This is a genomic window from Microbulbifer maximicatervae (SeqCode) (assembly GCF_052467065.1).
This window is the reverse complement of record NZ_CP174299.1, coordinates 1,756,419-1,773,522: the sequence shown is the minus strand read 5'-3', so window position 1 is coordinate 1,773,522 and position 17,104 is coordinate 1,756,419. Positions and strand designations below refer to the sequence as shown.

14 protein-coding genes are annotated in these 17,104 nt (G+C 53.1%); 9 read left to right on the top strand and 5 right to left on the bottom strand.

Annotation, left to right across the window (positions count from 1 at the left end):
• Nucleotides 1-165 precede the first annotated feature (165 nt).
• Complete coding sequence (locus ACJJI1_RS07860; protein ID WP_444959011.1) at nt 166-612, top strand: GNAT family N-acetyltransferase; 447 nt, start codon at nt 166-168, stop codon at nt 610-612.
• Nucleotides 613-751: 139 nt separating this feature from the next.
• Nucleotides 752-1,432, top strand: coding sequence for a phosphoadenosine phosphosulfate reductase domain-containing protein (locus ACJJI1_RS07855; RefSeq protein WP_282930558.1), 681 nt, complete (start codon nt 752-754; stop codon nt 1,430-1,432).
• Nucleotides 1,433-1,655: 223 nt separating this feature from the next.
• On the opposite strand, the gene ACJJI1_RS07850 is transcribed toward ACJJI1_RS07855, so the two are convergent.
• Complete coding sequence (locus tag ACJJI1_RS07850) at nt 1,656-2,162, bottom strand: SRPBCC family protein (RefSeq protein WP_444892433.1); 507 nt, start codon at nt 2,160-2,162, stop codon at nt 1,656-1,658.
• Between the two features lie 97 nt (nt 2,163-2,259).
• Between ACJJI1_RS07850 and ACJJI1_RS07845 the strand changes: the two genes are divergently transcribed.
• Nucleotides 2,260-3,153, top strand: coding sequence for a LysR family transcriptional regulator (locus ACJJI1_RS07845; protein ID WP_444959010.1), 894 nt, complete (start codon nt 2,260-2,262; stop codon nt 3,151-3,153).
• A 258-nt stretch (nt 3,154-3,411) separates the two neighbouring features.
• Here ACJJI1_RS07845 and gyrB read toward each other — a convergent pair whose 3' ends face one another.
• From gyrB to dnaA, 4 genes are all read right to left on the bottom strand, one after another.
• Nucleotides 3,412-5,832 carry a DNA topoisomerase (ATP-hydrolyzing) subunit B gene (gyrB, locus tag ACJJI1_RS07840; protein ID WP_444940358.1) on the bottom strand — a complete coding sequence of 807 codons (2,421 nt, stop codon included), beginning with the start codon at nt 5,830-5,832 and terminating at the stop codon, nt 3,412-3,414.
• A gap of 18 nt (nt 5,833-5,850) precedes the next feature.
• Nucleotides 5,851-6,957 (bottom strand): DNA replication/repair protein RecF, encoded by a 1,107-nt coding sequence (recF, locus tag ACJJI1_RS07835; protein WP_444959009.1) that lies wholly within the window; start codon nt 6,955-6,957, stop codon nt 5,851-5,853.
• A gap of 117 nt (nt 6,958-7,074) precedes the next feature.
• Nucleotides 7,075-8,181, bottom strand: a complete 1,107-nt coding sequence (dnaN, locus tag ACJJI1_RS07830) for a DNA polymerase III subunit beta (RefSeq protein WP_444895604.1) — start codon at nt 8,179-8,181, stop codon at nt 7,075-7,077.
• A gap of 33 nt (nt 8,182-8,214) precedes the next feature.
• The gene (gene dnaA, locus ACJJI1_RS07825; RefSeq protein ID WP_444959008.1) at nt 8,215-9,846 is read right to left on the bottom strand and encodes a chromosomal replication initiator protein DnaA; all 1,632 of its coding nucleotides are present in this window, start codon (nt 9,844-9,846) and stop codon (nt 8,215-8,217) included.
• 511 nt (nt 9,847-10,357) lie between these two features.
• On the opposite strand from dnaA, the gene rpmH reads away from it, so the two are divergent.
• From rpmH to mnmG, 6 genes are all read left to right on the top strand, one after another.
• Complete coding sequence (rpmH, locus tag ACJJI1_RS07820; protein ID WP_020413885.1) at nt 10,358-10,492, top strand: 50S ribosomal protein L34; 135 nt, start codon at nt 10,358-10,360, stop codon at nt 10,490-10,492.
• A gap of 29 nt (nt 10,493-10,521) precedes the next feature.
• Complete coding sequence (gene rnpA, locus ACJJI1_RS07815; RefSeq protein WP_413663877.1) at nt 10,522-10,908, top strand: ribonuclease P protein component; 387 nt, start codon at nt 10,522-10,524, stop codon at nt 10,906-10,908.
• Complete coding sequence (gene yidD, locus ACJJI1_RS07810) at nt 10,905-11,138, top strand: membrane protein insertion efficiency factor YidD (protein ID WP_108735100.1); 234 nt, start codon at nt 10,905-10,907, stop codon at nt 11,136-11,138. The genes rnpA and yidD overlap by 4 nt, the downstream gene beginning before the upstream one ends.
• Before the next feature lie 8 nt (nt 11,139-11,146).
• A complete protein-coding gene (gene yidC, locus ACJJI1_RS07805) occupies nt 11,147-12,817 on the top strand; it encodes a membrane protein insertase YidC (protein ID WP_444892426.1) in 1,671 nt (556 codons plus the stop codon).
• A gap of 79 nt (nt 12,818-12,896) precedes the next feature.
• The gene (mnmE, locus tag ACJJI1_RS07800; protein ID WP_444959007.1) at nt 12,897-14,273 is read left to right on the top strand and encodes a tRNA uridine-5-carboxymethylaminomethyl(34) synthesis GTPase MnmE; all 1,377 of its coding nucleotides are present in this window, start codon (nt 12,897-12,899) and stop codon (nt 14,271-14,273) included.
• An 890-nt stretch (nt 14,274-15,163) separates the two neighbouring features.
• Nucleotides 15,164-17,053 (top strand): tRNA uridine-5-carboxymethylaminomethyl(34) synthesis enzyme MnmG, encoded by a 1,890-nt coding sequence (mnmG, locus tag ACJJI1_RS07795; RefSeq protein ID WP_444940363.1) that lies wholly within the window; start codon nt 15,164-15,166, stop codon nt 17,051-17,053.
• The last annotated feature ends 51 nt before the right edge of the window (nt 17,054-17,104 follow it).

The window sequence follows — 17,104 nt, the reverse complement described above, 5'->3', positions numbered from 1 at the left end:
ACATTCCCATTACACTTTATTTACACTCTTCTTTTTGCTGTTTAGCGTCACGAACTTCGCTGGTGTGCCTGCAACTTTAAGGTTTTGCTTATAAGCAGATGTTTTCTAGGATCTACTCTTCGATCTGACTAGCATTGGGCTCACGTATCCGCTTCGGGTGTGCCCATGATTAGAAAGGCAAAACTCAAAGAGCTGGACAGGTTGGAGCAACTTTGGCTACATGCATCAGCGAACTCCCACCCCTCCATACCCCGCCAGTTTTGGGTGGACCGTATAGCTCAATTTCGTAAAGACTGCCGTGATGCCACTCAATGCCTGGTTTATACCGATCGCAACAATGCTGTCGCGGAAGCCTTTATCACGCTGCTTGGTGACGGTACCGTCACCCACCTCTGTGTCAGTCCTTTATTTAGCGGTTGTGGAATCGGCACTAACCTCATTTCTTCAATTCGTGACCGGCGTTACCCACTAAAGGCTGAAGTACTTCGTGAGAATCTTCGCACTCGATACTTTCTACAAAAGCATGGTTTTGTGGAGGTGGAGCGCAGCTATAACGTGGAGTATGGCCAGCATTCAATCTCCATGCAGTGCCCCAGGGCATCTGCAAGATAAAATTTGAAGCATTATGCCCATTGAATAGACTTTCCCTTATAACTGAAGCTTATTGAATCACTTCTTTTTATTGTTTCTACGCGACTCTTGAACCGGGTAGCATGCCTCCCATCATAATTTTCCTGAGCGCTGAATTTTTATGGGACGCAACGCTTCCAGCCAAACTTTACAGCCTATTCCAGAACGCACCTTTCATCACGATGCGGATCTGGGGTCCATGAACCTTCGTTTCGCTGGCGCCAAGCCAAGCGAAATTATGCAGTTCACCATGGAACACGCTCAGAACCCGGTGGTTTTTACTAATTTCCGCCCATTGGCAATAGCCTTTCTTCACTTGGTTACGCGCGCCAAACCGGATATCCCGGTAATTTGGGTGGACCACGGCTATAACACCCCGGAAACCTATCGCCATATCGAAAACGTGGTCAAATCTCTCGATTTGAACCTGCGCACCTATTCACCGAAGATGTCCGCGGCCCACTACAACGCTGTGTACGGGGGAATCCCGCAACTGGATACCCCTGAGCATGACTTCTTCTCCAGGACCGTTAAATTGGAGCCGTTTAACCGCGCTATGCAGGAATTGCAGCCGGATGTATGGCTAAACGGTATCCGCCACGATCAGAATTCGCACCGCAAAAACCTGGATATTTTCACCCAGGGCAACCACGGTACTATTCGAGTGGCACCGATGTTCCACCTGAAGGAAATCGATGTGGAAGAGTATGTTTACGAGAATGATCTTCCCGATAACGATATTTACTTTGATCCAACTAAAGGTGAGGAGCACCGGGAGTGCGGATTGCTGTTGGAAAAATAGAATGGACTACTCGGCGAGGACTAGCGTACTTCGCCTATCTCTTTAACAAGGCCCTCTATCCCAGCCGTTTATAAAGTAAATACTTTTTACGTATTTACCGAATAATAAAATCTATTACAAATAGGCGAGTCCCGACTCGCTGTATTTTTTTCAAAAAGGAGACTCTTCTATTTACTTCCGCGTAAATCCAGAAGAGTCCTTAAATTACTTATCATGCGATAGGCTAGGCGACTGCCCCTTTTGCAAGATGACCTCCTTTTTCCATATAAATTTTCAGGTCCTTCAGCATTTGCTCAAATTGAGAGCCAGTCATCTTCTTCACCACAGGGCTCAACACGCCTCCTAAAGCATTTAACTCCATATTTGCAGTGAAATTCACTGTTGTGCCTCCACCAACAGAGGGGCTTAATTTAAATTGAGATAAACTCTTTTTAACGGGGAATCCCGGTGGCGTATTTTTGGTTTCAACCGAGACATCCAGTTCATAGTTTTTCTCATCAAACCTTGTAATAGTTTCATCTGCGACAAGACCCGACGGTCCCTTATTTGTCAGCACACAAACCCGGCCTTCTACACTCGCATTTTCAACGGGTTTTCCATCCTTAGCGAAGGAGTGAGGGATTAACGTCATCCACTCGTAAGCTGTATCAAAATCAACGGCGAGGACCTTCCAGACCTCATCAATTGGGCGGTTAATTGCGATTTCTCGGTTTACTTGTGCTTCTTTCATCTCTGATCTCCTGGGTTTCTCTACGGGAGTGCTATTGACGGGAGACAGATTAACTGGACACTGTATGCAACGGAAGATAGCAAAATAGGACAGTGTGTTGCATAAAGAGTCCATCGATTGGGGAGATATCCAGTTCTTTATCGCGGTAGCCAGGAGTAAGAGCGCTCGCAGCGTTGCTGACGACTTTAAAGTCAGCCATTCCACAGTTTCTCGCCGTATTGATGCCCTGGAGGAAAAGCTCCAGGCCAAGCTGTTTTATCGCAGCTCCAAAGGCTATCAGCTGACGGAGGATGGCAAAGCGATGCTCGACTACGCCCAATCGGCAGAGCAGTATCTAAATGCCGCGCAGAAGCATTTACAGGGGGGGAGTAACCAGCTCTCCGGGGAAGTTCGTATCACTATGCCGGATGTAGTCGCATCGCACTTAATTATCCCCTACCTAAATGACTTCTCACGAGCGTATCCAGAGATCAACGTACAGCTACTGGTTACTAGCCACGTTCTCGATTTGGAAAGTCACCAGGCCGACATAGCACTTCGTATTCTCCCCAAAGGCGACATCGATGTTTCGGATCGACTTGTTGCTCGCAAGCTCGCCGACCTACCCAGTTGCTGTTACGGTTCTCCGGGGTATATCGAGAAATCTGTACCTGACGATGGCCACTGGCTCGGCTGGAGTGGCGATGACGCCACATTGAATTGGGCCAAAGACACGCCCTATCCACAGATGCCTTATCAGCACCAGATTAATCACGGCTTGATACAGCTAGAGGCAGTTAAGAGTGGACTGGGGCTGGCCAGGCTGCCCTGCTTTCTTGCAGATGGTGCTGAAGGAGTCGTTCGGGTCCCTGGGGCAGCCCCATCCAGCCTGCATGAACTGTGGCTAGTCTCCAACCCAGAGCACCGCAATGTCATGCGTTTTAAGGTTTTTAGGGAGTTTATCGTGGAGTTGTTTATGAACCTGGAAGATAAACTGGTAGGAAAGCTTTAGTTGAGGCAATTGGTATATTTCCGGATTTAGTAAGCCTCCCTAACCGACTGACGCTATTGAGCTGATTGATTTTTTAACTATTTATTGTGATCGAAATTTGTCTGAGAGGGCAGCTGTTTAGCTTTCACATGGCTTTTGATAAGGAGAAAATTATAAATATCCAATTTATCGGAAGTCGTTTTTCAGGTGAAAACAATACTCCACAGTAATTCCTTATGTTGGTCACGTAAGAAATTACTGTGGGCTTATCGACTTCTATTAAACGTCGAGGTTTTCTACCGCCAAAGCATTGGTCTCGATAAAGTCACGGCGAGGCTCTACCTGATCGCCCATCAAGGTGGTAAAGATCTGGTCTGCTGCGATAGCATCTTCAACTGTTACCTGCAGCATACGGCGGCTCTCCGGGTCCATGGTGGTTTCCCAAAGCTGCTCCGGGTTCATTTCTCCCAGACCTTTATAGCGCTGGATACCGTAGCCTCTGCGGCTCTCGCCCATCAGCCAGTCCATCACTTCAGGGAAGCTGCCAACAGGGTGCTGCTTCTCGCCGCGCTGGATAAAGGCACCCTCTTCCAACAGACCCACCATCTTCTCACCCAGAGCGCAGATAGACGCGTACTCAGCGGAATCGAAAAACTCGTGGTTAATCAGGTAGTCACTGCCAACACCGTGAGCCACGATATGGATATGGGGCAGGAATAGGCCGCGCTCGGTGTTCTCCTGAACCGTCACTTCGTGACGACGGGTTCCACCACTTTCTTCGTCACCGAGTTTCTCCTGGAGCTTCTCACTCCAAGCTGCAACTTTCTCCTGGGACTGCAGGTCTTCCTGAGACAAGCTGGGCAGGTAGATCATGCTGCGCAGCACTTCCTCGGGGTACAGACGCGACAGGCGGTCGATTGTCGCCAGTACGCTGCGGTATTCGCCTACCAGGCTCTCCAGGGAGGCACCAGAAAGCCCTGGGGCGTCCGGGTTCACAAACAGCGTGGCGCCTTCCAGGGCGGCGTTGGTGAGGAACTGGGTTAGAGCGCCCTCATCCTTCAGGTACTGTTCCTGTTTGCCCTTGGAGATCTTGTACAGCGGCGGCTGGGCGATGTAGATGTGACCCCGCTCGATCAGCTCAGGCATCTGACGGAAGAAGAAGGTGAGCAACAGGGTGCGAATATGGGCTCCATCTACGTCAGCATCGGTCATGATGATGATACTGTGGTAACGCAGCTTGTCCGGGTTAAACTCGCTCTTGCCGATGCCACAGCCCAGTGCGGTAATCAGGGTACCCACTTCGGCACTTGAGAGCATCTTGTCGAAGCGCGCTTTTTCCACATTGAGGATCTTACCCTTCAGCGGCAGGATCGCCTGGGTGCGGCGATCGCGGCCCTGCTTGGCAGAACCACCGGCGGAGTCACCCTCCACCAGGTAAATTTCAGATAGTGCCGGGTCTTTTTGCTGGCAATCTGCCAGTTTTCCGGGCAGGCCGGCAATATCCAGCGCTCCCTTGCGGCGAGTCATTTCGCGGGCCTTGCGGGCCGCCTCACGGGCTTTGGCCGCATCGATCATCTTGGTGACGACAGATTTGGCTTCCTGTGGGTTCTCCATCAGGTAGTCTGTGAAGTGGTGGCCCATCTCCTGCTCTACTGCGGGTTTCACTTCGGATGAAACCAGCTTGTCCTTGGTCTGGGAGGAGAATTTCGGGTCCGGGACCTTCACAGAGATAATCGCGGTGAGACCTTCCCTGGCGTCATCGCCAGTGGTGTTCACCTTGTCTTTCTTTCCCAGGCCTTCCCGCTCGATATAGCTGTTCAGGCCACGGGTCAGGGCTGCACGAAAGCCCGCCAGGTGGGTACCGCCGTCGCGTTGGGGAATATTGTTGGTGTAGCAGAAGATGCTTTCCTGGAAGCTATCGTTCCACTGTAATGCCACCTCTACTGCAATGCCGTCTTCACGCTGGCTCTGGAAGTGCAGAACCTTGTTAATCGGGGTTTTGTTCTGGTTGAGGAACTCCACAAAGGCACTCAAACCACCTTCGTATTCATAGACCTCTTCTTTACCACTGCGCTCGTCCTTCAAGACAATACGCACACCGGAGTTCAAGAAGGACAGCTCGCGCAGGCGCTTGGCCAGCACGTCGAAATGGAATTCGATATTGCTGAAGGTGTCCTCTGAGGGTTTGAAGTGTACCGTGGTGCCGGTGGTATCGCTGTCACCCACGACTTCCAGGGGTGCCTGGGGCACACCGTGGTGGTAGATCTGCTCGTGGATCTTGCCACCGCGACGGATAATCAGCTTCAGCTCCTTGGACAGAGCATTTACCACCGATACCCCTACCCCGTGCAGACCGCCGGAGACCTTGTAGGTGTTGTCATCAAATTTACCACCCGCGTGAAGGACGGTCATAATCACTTCTGCTGCAGAGACCCCCTCTTCCGGGTGAATCTCTGTTGGGATACCACGGCCATTGTCCGAGACGGAAATGGACTCATCCGGGTGGATGGTTACACGGATCTCATCACAGTGGCCGGCCAGCGCTTCATCGATGGAGTTGTCGACCACCTCGAATACCATGTGGTGCAGACCGGTGCCATCGTCGGTATCACCAATATACATTCCGGGGCGCTTGCGCACCGCATCCAGGCCTTTTAATACCTTGATACTGCTTGAGTCATAGCTTTGCTGCTCTGACATTTATTCGCTCCATTAAACTTATTGTGCGGCCGAAGCTTCGGCACTGATCTTCCCATGTTCCACGTGGAACACTTTCGGGCAATTCCAAGGGGCATCTAGTTGCCGCCAGGGGCGACTTGTAGTGCCCTCCTCAATTCCGGTTACAAGCACCTGGCTGGCACAACGCCCAACCCAATGCGCAAAAATCTGTTGGTTACTGTCATCCAGCTCTGCCGGCAAGTCATCTACCAGGAATACTGGCATATCCCCCAGCCTACAGACTACCTCCGCCATGGCAGTGCGCATTGCACACACCAACATCTTCTGTTGGCCGCGAGATAGGATATTGTGAGCCGACTCACCGGCTACGCTAAAACGAATATCCGCCCTATGGGGACCAATACGCGTATGCCCCTGTGAAACATCTGATTCCCGTGATTCAGATAGAGCGCCACGCAGGTCAACTTCTTTACGCCAACCGCGACGGTAACTCATATCGACACGGCTCAATAGGCTCTTTGGTAACTCACCAAGCAGTTGTGAAACGGCAGACTGCAATTGAGAAAACTGAGCTAATCGCAGATCGTTTACACGCTCGCCACTAATGGCCAACTGCTCTTCCCATACGCCGATGCTGGCCTCATCGATTTTACCACGACGCAGGAGAGCATTTCGCTGCCGCAATGCGATTTGATAATTTTTCCACTCCTGGGCAAATAAATGTTCCACGTGGAACACTGTCCAATCCAGCAACCGGCGTCGAACGCCGGGGCCACCATCAAGTGCGGAAAAACTTTCACTGTTTATCAATTGAAGTGGCAGGCAACTAGCAAGCTGTGAGCTGGATTCAGCAGGAGCCTGGTTAACCTTGATTCTGCCCGAGCCATCGGCGAGGCGCTCTACCCCCAAGTTAAAACCTGTATCGAGCTGGGCAAAAACTGTAAGCCCACCAGTATCATGCTGAATAACTGACTTATGCTGACGAGAGCGAAAGGAACGACCGGTTGCCAGCATATGTACCGCCTCTAGCAGTGAAGTCTTACCACTGCCATTCGCACCACAAAACACATTAACGCCAGGACCCAGTTTGAGATCGGCAGAGCAGATATTTCGAAAATTAGACAAGAGAAGACGGGTCAGCGCCACAGACACCTCCCCCAGAGTGAAGAGCGCGATGCACAGGCATCGGTTTGTTTATCGGCTACCCCACCGAGCGGGGAGGTAGCCTCAATCCATTCAAAAAAGAGCAATGGGTGGGCTGCCTTACAGGCGCATAGGCATAATCACGTACAGAGCATCACCTTCTTCAGGTTGCTGCAGCAGAGCACTGCTGTTGGCATCCGCCAGACTGATACGGATCTGGTCACTGTGAATAGCACCAGTGACGTCCAGCAGATAGGAAACGTTAAAGCCAATCTCCATTGGCTCACCTACGTAATCCACCATCATCTGCTCTTCCGCCTCTTCCTGCTCCGGGTTATTGGCAACAATTTGCAGCAGCCCCTCAGAAACCTGAAGACGCACCCCACGGTATTTCTCGTTGGAGAGAATCGCCGCTCGGGAGAAGGCTTGACGCAACCCTTGGCGATCCGCATAGACCACATTGCCCGCGCCTCGCGGCAACACACGCTCGTAGTCAGGGAATTTGCCGTCTACCAATTTAGAGGTGAAAGTAAACTGACCACTAACCACTCGAATATGGTTATTACCCAGCACTACCTGTGCCTGTGCATCGCTGTCTTCAAGCAAACGACCCAGCTCAAGTACGCCTTTGCGCGGCACAATAGCCTGGATAGGCGTGGAGACATCCAGGCCTGGGGCATCGCGATCGCAGAGTGCTAAGCGGTGGCCATCAGTAGCAACCGCGCGCAGCTGCTGCGGGCGGCATTCAAGCAGTAAACCATTCAGGTAATAGCGCACATCCTGCTGAGCCATAGCAAAACTAGTGGCTTCTATCAGGCGGCGGATCTCGCGCTGGGAGATATCGAAACGAGTCTGTGCACTGGCCTCTTCCTGGTTCGGGAAGTCCGCTGCGGGCAGAGTCGACAGCTGAAAACGGCTGCGGCCACTGCGCAGTATCAGGCGCTCGCCATCGCGCTCAAACTTTAGTTCAGCACCATCGGGCAGAGAGCGACAGATATCCAGCAGCTTGCGTGCGGGAACGGTCACCTCACCTTCCATTTCTACACCGTCTACACCGAGACGGCCGACAATTTCCACTTCCAGGTCAGTACCGGTCAGGGAGAGTTCCTGGCCCTGTAACTGCATCAACACATTGGCCAGGACTGGCAGTGTTTGGCGTTTCTCAACAACACCGGCCACCAGTTGTAACGGCTTCAGAAGGGCGTCCCGGCTCACATTGAATTTCATCGGTAGTTTCGCCTTGTTTTGTCAGTTATTCGATTAAGTGGTCAGCGACCGTGTCAGCAACTTAACGTCCTCGCGAATATCCGCGTCGGACTCCTGCAACTCACGTATTTTGCGGCAGGCATGCAGTACTGTTGTGTGGTCGCGACCACCAAAGGCATCGCCAATCTCCGGCAAGCTGTGATTGGTCAGCTCCTTGGCCAGGGACATAGCGACTTGGCGGGGGCGGGCCACCGAGCGACTGCGCCGCTTGGAGAGCAAATCCGCCACCTTGATTTTGTAGTATTCAGCGACAACCCGCTGGATATTATCCACACTGACCAGTCGATCCTGTAGGGCCAACAGGTCTTTTAGTGCTTCGCGCACAAGGACATCGTCAATAGCGCGACCGGTAAATTGCGAATTGGCAATTACGCGACGCAGGGCACCCTCGAGCTCCCGCACATTGGAGCGAATACGCTGCGCAATAAAGAAAGCGGAGTCGTGAGGTAAATCCACACCCACCTGCTCGGCCTTCTTCATCAAAATAGCGACTCGGGTCTCGAGCTCCGGAGGCTCTACAGCCACAGTTAATCCCCAGCCAAAGCGGGATTTCAAGCGCTCTTCCAATCCGTCGATCTCTTTCGGATAGCGATCACAGGTTAGGATAATCTGTTGACCACCCTCCAGCAGGGCATTGAAGGTATGGAAAAACTCCTCCTGAGAGCGCTCCTTACCGGCAAAAAACTGGATATCATCAATCAAAAGGGCGTCAACAGACCGGTAATAGCGCTTAAAGTCGCTGATGGCATTCAGCTGTAGCGCTTTCACCATATCTGCAACAAAGCGCTCGGAGTGCAAATACACCACCTTAGCATTGGGGTTGCGTTCCAGCAGTGCGTTGCCAACCGCGTGCATCAAGTGAGTTTTCCCCAGACCCACGCCCCCATATATAAAGAGGGGATTGTAGGCGCCGCCCGGATTGTCAGAAATCTGTTGTGCCGCAGCGAGGCCCAGCTGGTTGGACTTACCTTCAACAAAGGATTTGAAAGTAAAGTTGCGATTGAGTGAGCTACCGTGCTTGATGGCCCCCTCCACCTCAACCTGCCTGGCCGGCTGCTCCGGTACGGGGCGAGCCATACCATTCATAGCCGGTGGTCGCAGATCTGTCAGGGCCAGTTCGCCTGTCGTCATTTGCTCTGCAGTAACCTCCTCAGCCATCGCGGGATGAGGCACCGGCCTGCTGGCACCAAACCCAGACCCCAGCGGTGAAGTCACCGGAGGTGGCGCAGTGGCAACAGGTGGTACAGATACCTGTGGCGGTACTACTGCCGGCTGGACTGGAGGTGGTGGCGGAGTTGGCGCCGATGGCGCGGGTGTCGGTACCGGTGTCGGAGGGGCATTATTTGTTACATGGCCGCGCTGGAAGCGAGCCGGCCGGCGAGCGGTAATCTCAAGCGCCACTTGCAGAGGGCGCCCCGGTGCAAACTGTTGCACCAACTCGCGAATGCGGTTCAGGAATTTATTGCCAACCCAGTCCAACACAAAGCGGTTCGGTGCGATCAGGCGCAACTCGCCCTCCGCACTAACGGGATTGACGCGCAACGGCCTGATCCAGGTATTGAACTGCTGAGATGGCAGCTCGTCCTGTAAACAGCTCGCGCACTGCTTCCATACGGATTCAGTCAAGAAACCCCCCAAAAAACCCCAAAATGGTAAGACCAAGGAGAGACGGCAAGGCCGGATTAGAAATCACCCGGGGCCGTCAAATAAGATCGGCGCAGTATACCTTTCCACCTTTAGGTTATCCACAAGAAAGACTGCTTCTGTTGAAAAAACTGCGCAAAAAGATCCACACAATCAAGGATTTGCACAACAATTAGACAATTGAGTTGGAAACCCCTCGAAAGTTATCCACAGAAAACTGTGGGTATCTTGGGGTCAATCAGTGGGCATTCAGAGATACCCTTGATGACTCAACGACTTGTTTAGTTGGCGTAAAAAATTACAGTGAACTCGCACACCAACAAAAAGAATTTCCCTGATTAGCGCGTTGCTTTCACTGCTGGGTTTCTATACAATCCGCGGCCTTCGCAGCGCGTAGCTCCGTCTGCACCGGCTTTGTGCCGGACCGGAGTCCAGGCCGCGGCCGGGAAAGGTCCCGAGAAATTTTGAACACAAAGTCTCAGGTAGCAAGACTATGAAACGCACATTTCAACCAAGCAACTTGAAGCGCAAGCGCACTCACGGTTTCCGCGCTCGCATGGCAACCAAAAACGGCCGTAAGATTCTGGCCCGCCGTCGCGCTAAAGGCCGCAAAGTACTGTCTGCATAAGATCTCTTCCCTTTTAGAGATATCTCTTTATGCAGCAGGTGCGCAGCAGCTTCGGATTTGCCAAGACGCTGCGCCTGCTCAATGCGGCGCAGTATCGCTTGGTATTCAATGAAAACCAGGTGCGCGCCGCACACCCTCATCTGTTGATCCTCGCCCGTCCAAACTCCTTGGAACACCCGCGTCTCGGTCTCGTTATTGCTAAAAAGCATGTACGCAACGCCTCCGACCGCAACCAAATCAAGCGTATAACCCGGGAAACCTTCCGTCTGCAGCAATATGATTTGCCGCCGCTGGATGCCGTGGTGCTCGCGCGCCCTGGGGTCGCAGATCTGGATAAGGCCGAGTTGGCGAAACTACTGAATAAACTCTGGCGTAAACTGGCCAAGCGGGCTCGACAGCCGCAACCCCGACCATGAAGTGGATACTGATCAAGCTGATCCATGTATACCGCTACCTGGCCAGCCCCTGGGTAGGCAACCAATGTCGCTTCTACCCCACCTGCTCCCGGTACTCTGAAGAGGCCATTGAAACTCATGGAGCGATAAAAGGGGGTTATTTAACTCTGCGCCGCCTTATAAAATGCCACCCCTGGCACCCTGGTGGATTGGACCCGGTTCCCCCCACCAGACACAAGAACACGCTCTAGGTAACAAGATGGATTGGCAACGCTATACGCTGCTCGGCGGAATTCTCGCGGTTCTCCTGGCACTTATCTTCCAGTGGAACGCATTTCAAGAGCAACACACTCCTGAACTCGACCGCGAAACCGTTGTGCAGACTGGCGGCGAGACTGTCAGCCAAATACCCGCCGAAACACCCGCGAGCACCGGCGACAGTGATGTTCCCCAACTTCGCTCCCAGGTGCCCGCATCCGATGAAGGCAGCAGTACTGAGAGCAAGCTGATCAGTGTCACCACCGACGTTTTTGATCTGCTCATCAATCCTCGTGGCGGCGATATCGTCAAAGTGGCGCTGCGCAAACAACAAGAGAAGTTGGATACCCCGGACCAACCCCTGATCCTGTTGAACCAGACCCGCAACCATACCTATATTGCCCAAAGTGGCCTTATCGGTAAAAACGGGACCGACAGCGCCGCTGGCCGCCCGGTTTTCAAGGTGGCAAAAACCGAATATGCGATGGTTGAGGGCGACGATACCCTGATAGTAGACCTGACTCTGCAACAGGAAGGCGCCAATATCACCAAGCGCTTCACCTTCAAGCGTGGAGACTACCTGATCCAAGTGGCCTACCTGGTGGATAACACCAGTGACAAACCCTGGTCCGCGGCCATGTTTGGTCAGATTAAGCGCGATGCCAGTGAACCCGCAACCGACACCGGTTTCGGTATGTCGCCTTTCCTCGGCGCTGCCATCCGCACCAACGAAAAGAACTACTTCAAGCAGGACTTCGAGGAGATTGCTGAAAGCCCCACCCGCGAAACCATCGAAGGTGGTTGGGTAGCTATGGTTCAGCACTACTTTATCAGTGCCTGGATTCCCCCCCAGGACGAGCGCAATACTTTTGAATTGAAGGAGCTATCCAACGGCCTCTTCCGCATGGGCTTTACCGCACCTCAAGTGCAAATTCCCGCTGCCACCCAAGGCGAGCTGAGCGCTTCTTTCTACGCTGGCCCTAAAGATGTCTACCGTCTGGAAGAAATCTCTCCCGGCCTCGACCTGACCGTCGATTACGGCTGGCTCTGGTGGATCGCCAAACCGCTGTTCGGTGTTCTGCACTTTATCCAGGAACATATTGTCAGCAACTGGGGCTGGGCGATCATCCTGCTCACCGTATTTATCAAGACGCTGCTTCTGCCTCTGTCCGCCGCTGGCACCAAATCCATGGCGCGTATGCGCAAGTTTGCGCCGCAGATGAAAAAGCTGCAGGAACAGTACAAGGATAACCGGCAAAAGCTGGCGGAAGAGACCATGAAGCTCTACCGCCGCGAGAAGATCAATCCGATGGGTGGCTGCCTGCCGATCCTGTTGCAGATGCCGGTATTTATCGCGCTCTACTGGATGCTCACCGAAACCGTTGAGCTGCGTCACGCGCCCTGGATTTTCTGGATTCACGATCTGTCGGCGAAGGACCCCTACTTTATCCTGCCGGTACTGATGGGCCTGTCTATGTGGTTTATGCAAAAGCTGAACCCGGCTCCCACCGATCCAACCCAAGCCCGCATCATGCAGCTGATGCCGGTTATGATGACTGTATTCTTCCTGTGGTTCCCAGCGGGTCTGGTTCTGTACTGGATCGCCAACAACCTGATTACCATTGCGCAAACCTGGTATATCAATAAACAGGTGGATGCCGGTAAGTACTAACCAGTACCGATCTGCAGCAACACAATAAACAAGGGCCGCTAATGCGGCCCTTTTCCGTTCTGTCGAGTAAACTCAGCCGATGACACAAGAAAGCCTCAATCGCGACACTATTGCCGCTGTTGCCACCGCGCCCGGGCGCGGCGGTATCGGCGTTATCCGACTGTCGGGCACAAGAGCCCTGCAAATTGCCCAACAAATCTGCGGGGAAAAAACCCTCCAGCCCCGCTCTGCCCACTACCGGAACTTTACCCACAAAGAGCAGTTAATCGACCAGGGATTGGCGCTCTTTTTCCCCGGTCCCAACTCCTTTACCGGGGAGGATGTGGTGGAGCTCCAGGGACACGGCGGTCCGGTAATTCTCGATCAGTTACTTCAAGCCGCTATCGAGTTGGGCGCTCGACAAGCCCGCCCCGGAGAATTTTCCGAGCGGGCTTTCCTCAACGACAAAATGGATTTAACTCAGGCCGAAGCGATCGCCGATTTAATCGACGCCGGCAGTGCCCAGGCAGCGCGCAATGCCATGCGTTCACTGCAAGGCGCGTTTTCCGAGAAAATCGAAGACCTGGTGGAAAACCTTACCCACCTGCGTATCTACGTGGAGGCCGCCATTGATTTCCCCGAAGAGGAAATCGACTTCCTCGCCGATGGCAAAGTGGCAGCTGATATAGAAACCCTACTGGCACAAATGGTGGGTGTGGAAACCCAGGCGCGTCAGGGCGCGATAATGCGCGAGGGAATGCGAGTTGCTATCGCAGGACGCCCCAATGCAGGGAAATCCAGCCTGCTCAACACACTGGCCGGACACGACGCCGCTATTGTCACCGATATCCCCGGTACCACTCGGGATATCCTGCGTGAACATATTCATATCGACGGTATGCCCCTCCAGTTTGCCGATACTGCGGGATTAAGGGATGCCCCGGATAGAGTCGAGCAAATTGGTATCGAACGCGCCTGGGAGGAAATCCACGGCGCAGATAGGGTACTTCTTGTCATGGATGCAGAGCAGCTCCACTCCCTGGACCCCACACAAGTTTGGCCAGAATTTACCAGTCAGCTAAAAGATCTCAACAAACTGACATTAGTACTGAATAAGATTGACCTCACCGACTACAACGCTGGCCTTCAGGCACACACTGAAGGCGTGCCAGTGATTGCCATCAGTGCAAAAACAGGTGCCGGGCTCGATGCGTTAAAAGAACATTTAAAACAGAGTATTGGTTTCAGCGGCGCTGGAGAGGGAACATTCAGTGCCAGGCGCCGACACCTGGACGCACTGGGCCAGGCACAAGCTTTTATACATCAGGGCCAGCGGCAACTTCACACTAGCGGTGCAGGCGAACTGCTCGCCGAAGACTTACGCCAAGCCCAGCAGGCTCTGGGAGAAATTACTGGCACCGTCAGTGCCGATGAATTACTCGGCAAGATCTTCGGCAGTTTTTGTATCGGTAAGTAAACGCCCCATCCCAACTTCCAAGTTATCCCAAGGGGGAGGCTACTTTATCCTCCCCCGCTTCTCTACTTCCAGCTTCCCAACATATTTCTCACTTCTTTTACACAGGCTTAACCCCGACTTTCAGGGCGGGTAAATTAAATCCCCAATTTTTCCCGATCTTATTAAATAGATTCGCGAAAAAATCTGGCAAAAAACTCTGCAAAATAAGATATGGCGCCGATCGAGTTATACATGTCCACGGGGATTTCCCGTGGATATCTTTTCACTTGCTTCAATCACCTATAAATCACATAGATACAGCAACAAAACTCACAGACTTATACAATATTCACTCTTACGCACAATTAACCCCCAAGTCTTATCACCCTCTACGCACAAGCTAAAACCTGAAATTGCCAGGTGTGAGTAAAAAAGGGGATAAACACCTGCGTAAGCAACGAATGCTATGATGATAACTTTCCCGCCAGCACGAGGCGCGCAAAGTTGTCCCGGCTTTCCACAATCGTCTACCGGGGTTGCCCCCCCTTCAGCCAAGGGGTTATTGCCCATGTTTTCATCAGTGTAACCTGTTGATTTATAAGACTTTTTTTTGCTTATACATGATTTGCCGGACACTAATAAAAACAACTAAATCAAAAACCTCTCTCTAAGAAATACATTTATTCATTTATATAAACTTAAGAGAGCCAAAAAATAATTTGCTCTAAAGCTAGCTCTAGAAAGTTTCCTTGGAGAGAGAGCCCCAATAGCATGGAACTGGATAGTCTCAGTTTTTACAGCTTTACAAGCGTCTACCAACTAGAGTGCAGGAATATGCTTGTAGCCAATTGCTGACTCACACCTACTGCCTATAAAATGTGCGCCCCCAGTTGTAACCAGTAGCAGCCACTATGGAATTCCCTAAGACCTATGATGTGATCGTGATCGGCGGAGGCCACGCAGGTACCGAAGCCTCACTGGCAGCGGCACGTATGGGAGCTTCCACTCTGCTGCTGACCCACAATATCGAGACCCTTGGACAAATGTCCTGCAACCCGGCGATCGGCGGTATCGGCAAGAGTCATCTCGTGAAGGAAGTCGATGCCCTCGGTGGCGCTATGGCAACTGCAACAGACCTGGGCGGAATTCAGTTCCGGGTCCTCAATGCCCGCAAAGGCCCCGCAGTAAGGGCAACTCGTGCCCAGGCCGATAGAGCCCTGTATCGCGCCGCTATCCGTTCAATCCTGGAAGCACAGGAAAACTTGGAGATCTTCCAACAAGCGGCGGATGACCTGATTGTCGAAGGTGAACGGGTTGTGGGCGTTGTCACCAATGCCGGAGTGCGCTTTCGCGCCAAGACAGTGGTACTGACCGCCGGGACTTTCCTCGGTGGACGTATACACATCGGCTTGGATAACCATGCCGGTGGCCGCGCTGGAGATCCGCCCTCGATTGCCCTGGCGGATCGCCTGCGCGAGTTGCCTTTCCGTGTCGATCGCCTCAAAACCGGTACCCCTCCCCGTATTGATGCCCGCTCAGTAGATTTCAGCGAGCTGGAGGAACAGTGGGGAGATAGCCCCACACCGGTGATGTCTTATTTGGGCAGCCGCGATCAACACCCGCGCCAGGTCTGCTGCTGGATTACCCACACCAATGCCCGCACCCACGAAATTATCCAGGGCGGACTCGACCGCTCGCCCATGTACTCCGGCGTGATTGAGGGAATTGGTCCGCGCTACTGTCCCTCCATCGAGGACAAAGTGCACCGCTTTGCGGACAAAGATAGTCACCAGGTGTTTATCGAGCCGGAAGGGTTGACCACCAACGAGCTGTACCCCAACGGTATTTCCACCAGTTTGCCCTTCGACGTACAGATTGATCTGGTGCATTCCATCAAGGGCTTTGAAAATGCGCATATCACCCGCCCGGGCTATGCGATTGAGTACGATTTCTTCGACCCGCGCGACCTTTTGCCGTCCCTGCAAACCAAATTTATCCAGGGGCTCTACTTTGCCGGCCAGATCAATGGCACCACCGGCTACGAAGAAGCGGCCGCCCAGGGACTCCTAGCTGGCGCCAACGCCGCACTACAGGCCCAGGAGCGCGAAGCCTGGTCCCCGCGTCGGGATGAAGCCTACCTGGGCGTGCTTGTGGATGATTTGATCACCAGCGGCACTAAAGAGCCCTACCGCATGTTTACCAGCCGCGCGGAATATCGCTTGCTGCTCCGTGAGGACAATGCTGACCTGCGCCTGACCGAAAAAGGTCGCGAATTGGGCCTGGTCGACGATACCCGCTGGGCAGCGTTCAGTGAAAAGCGCGAGGCGATCGCCCGGGAGACCCAGCGACTGCAAGATACCTGGGTGCACCCAAAGACGCCCCAGGCCGCCTCTGTAGAAACCAAACTGCCGCAGCCATTGGCGCGGGAATACAGCCTGATGGACCTGCTGCGCCGTCCGGAACTGGGCTATCAGGATGTGGCGGGCCTCAAAGGGGAAGCGGTAACCGACGAGCAGGTTGCCGAACAGGTGGAAATTTCGGCCAAGTACGCCGGTTATATCGATCGCCAGCGCGAGGAAATTGAGCGTTTGCAGGCCTACGAAGATACCCCGATCCCGGCGGACTTCGACTACAGCGATATTTCTGGTCTGTCCAATGAGGTTAAGCAAAAGCTGGGAGAGACCCGCCCAGATACCCTGGCGCGGGCCTCGCGAATACCGGGCGTGACGCCCGCATCCATATCCCTGCTGTTGATCCAGTTGAAAAAGCGCGGGCTGCTAAAGCGCAAAAAAGCGGTATAAATCGGTTTTCCACAGGGTATCCCGCGAGGCCCTGCGGGGTTTGAATTTCGC

Bases quoted from the DNA above. Each gene is read 5' to 3' on its own strand.
- yidD (WP_108735100.1), top strand. From the start codon at position 10,905: ATGAAGTGGATACTGATCAAGCTGATCCATGTATACCGCTACCTGGCC.
- gyrB (WP_444940358.1), bottom strand. From the start codon at position 5,832: ATGTCAGAGCAGCAAAGCTATGACTCAAGCAGTATCAAGGTATTAAAA.
- ACJJI1_RS07860 (WP_444959011.1), top strand. From the start codon at position 166: ATGATTAGAAAGGCAAAACTCAAAGAGCTGGACAGGTTGGAGCAACTT.
- yidC (WP_444892426.1), top strand. From the start codon at position 11,147: ATGGATTGGCAACGCTATACGCTGCTCGGCGGAATTCTCGCGGTTCTC.
- ACJJI1_RS07850 (WP_444892433.1), bottom strand. From the start codon at position 2,162: ATGAAAGAAGCACAAGTAAACCGAGAAATCGCAATTAACCGCCCAATT.
- ACJJI1_RS07855 (WP_282930558.1), top strand. From the start codon at position 752: ATGGGACGCAACGCTTCCAGCCAAACTTTACAGCCTATTCCAGAACGC.
- dnaN (WP_444895604.1), bottom strand. From the start codon at position 8,181: ATGAAATTCAATGTGAGCCGGGACGCCCTTCTGAAGCCGTTACAACTG.
- mnmG (WP_444940363.1), top strand. From the start codon at position 15,164: ATGGAATTCCCTAAGACCTATGATGTGATCGTGATCGGCGGAGGCCAC.
- mnmE (WP_444959007.1), top strand. From the start codon at position 12,897: ATGACACAAGAAAGCCTCAATCGCGACACTATTGCCGCTGTTGCCACC.
- rpmH (WP_020413885.1), top strand. From the start codon at position 10,358: ATGAAACGCACATTTCAACCAAGCAACTTGAAGCGCAAGCGCACTCAC.
- rnpA (WP_413663877.1), top strand. From the start codon at position 10,522: ATGCAGCAGGTGCGCAGCAGCTTCGGATTTGCCAAGACGCTGCGCCTG.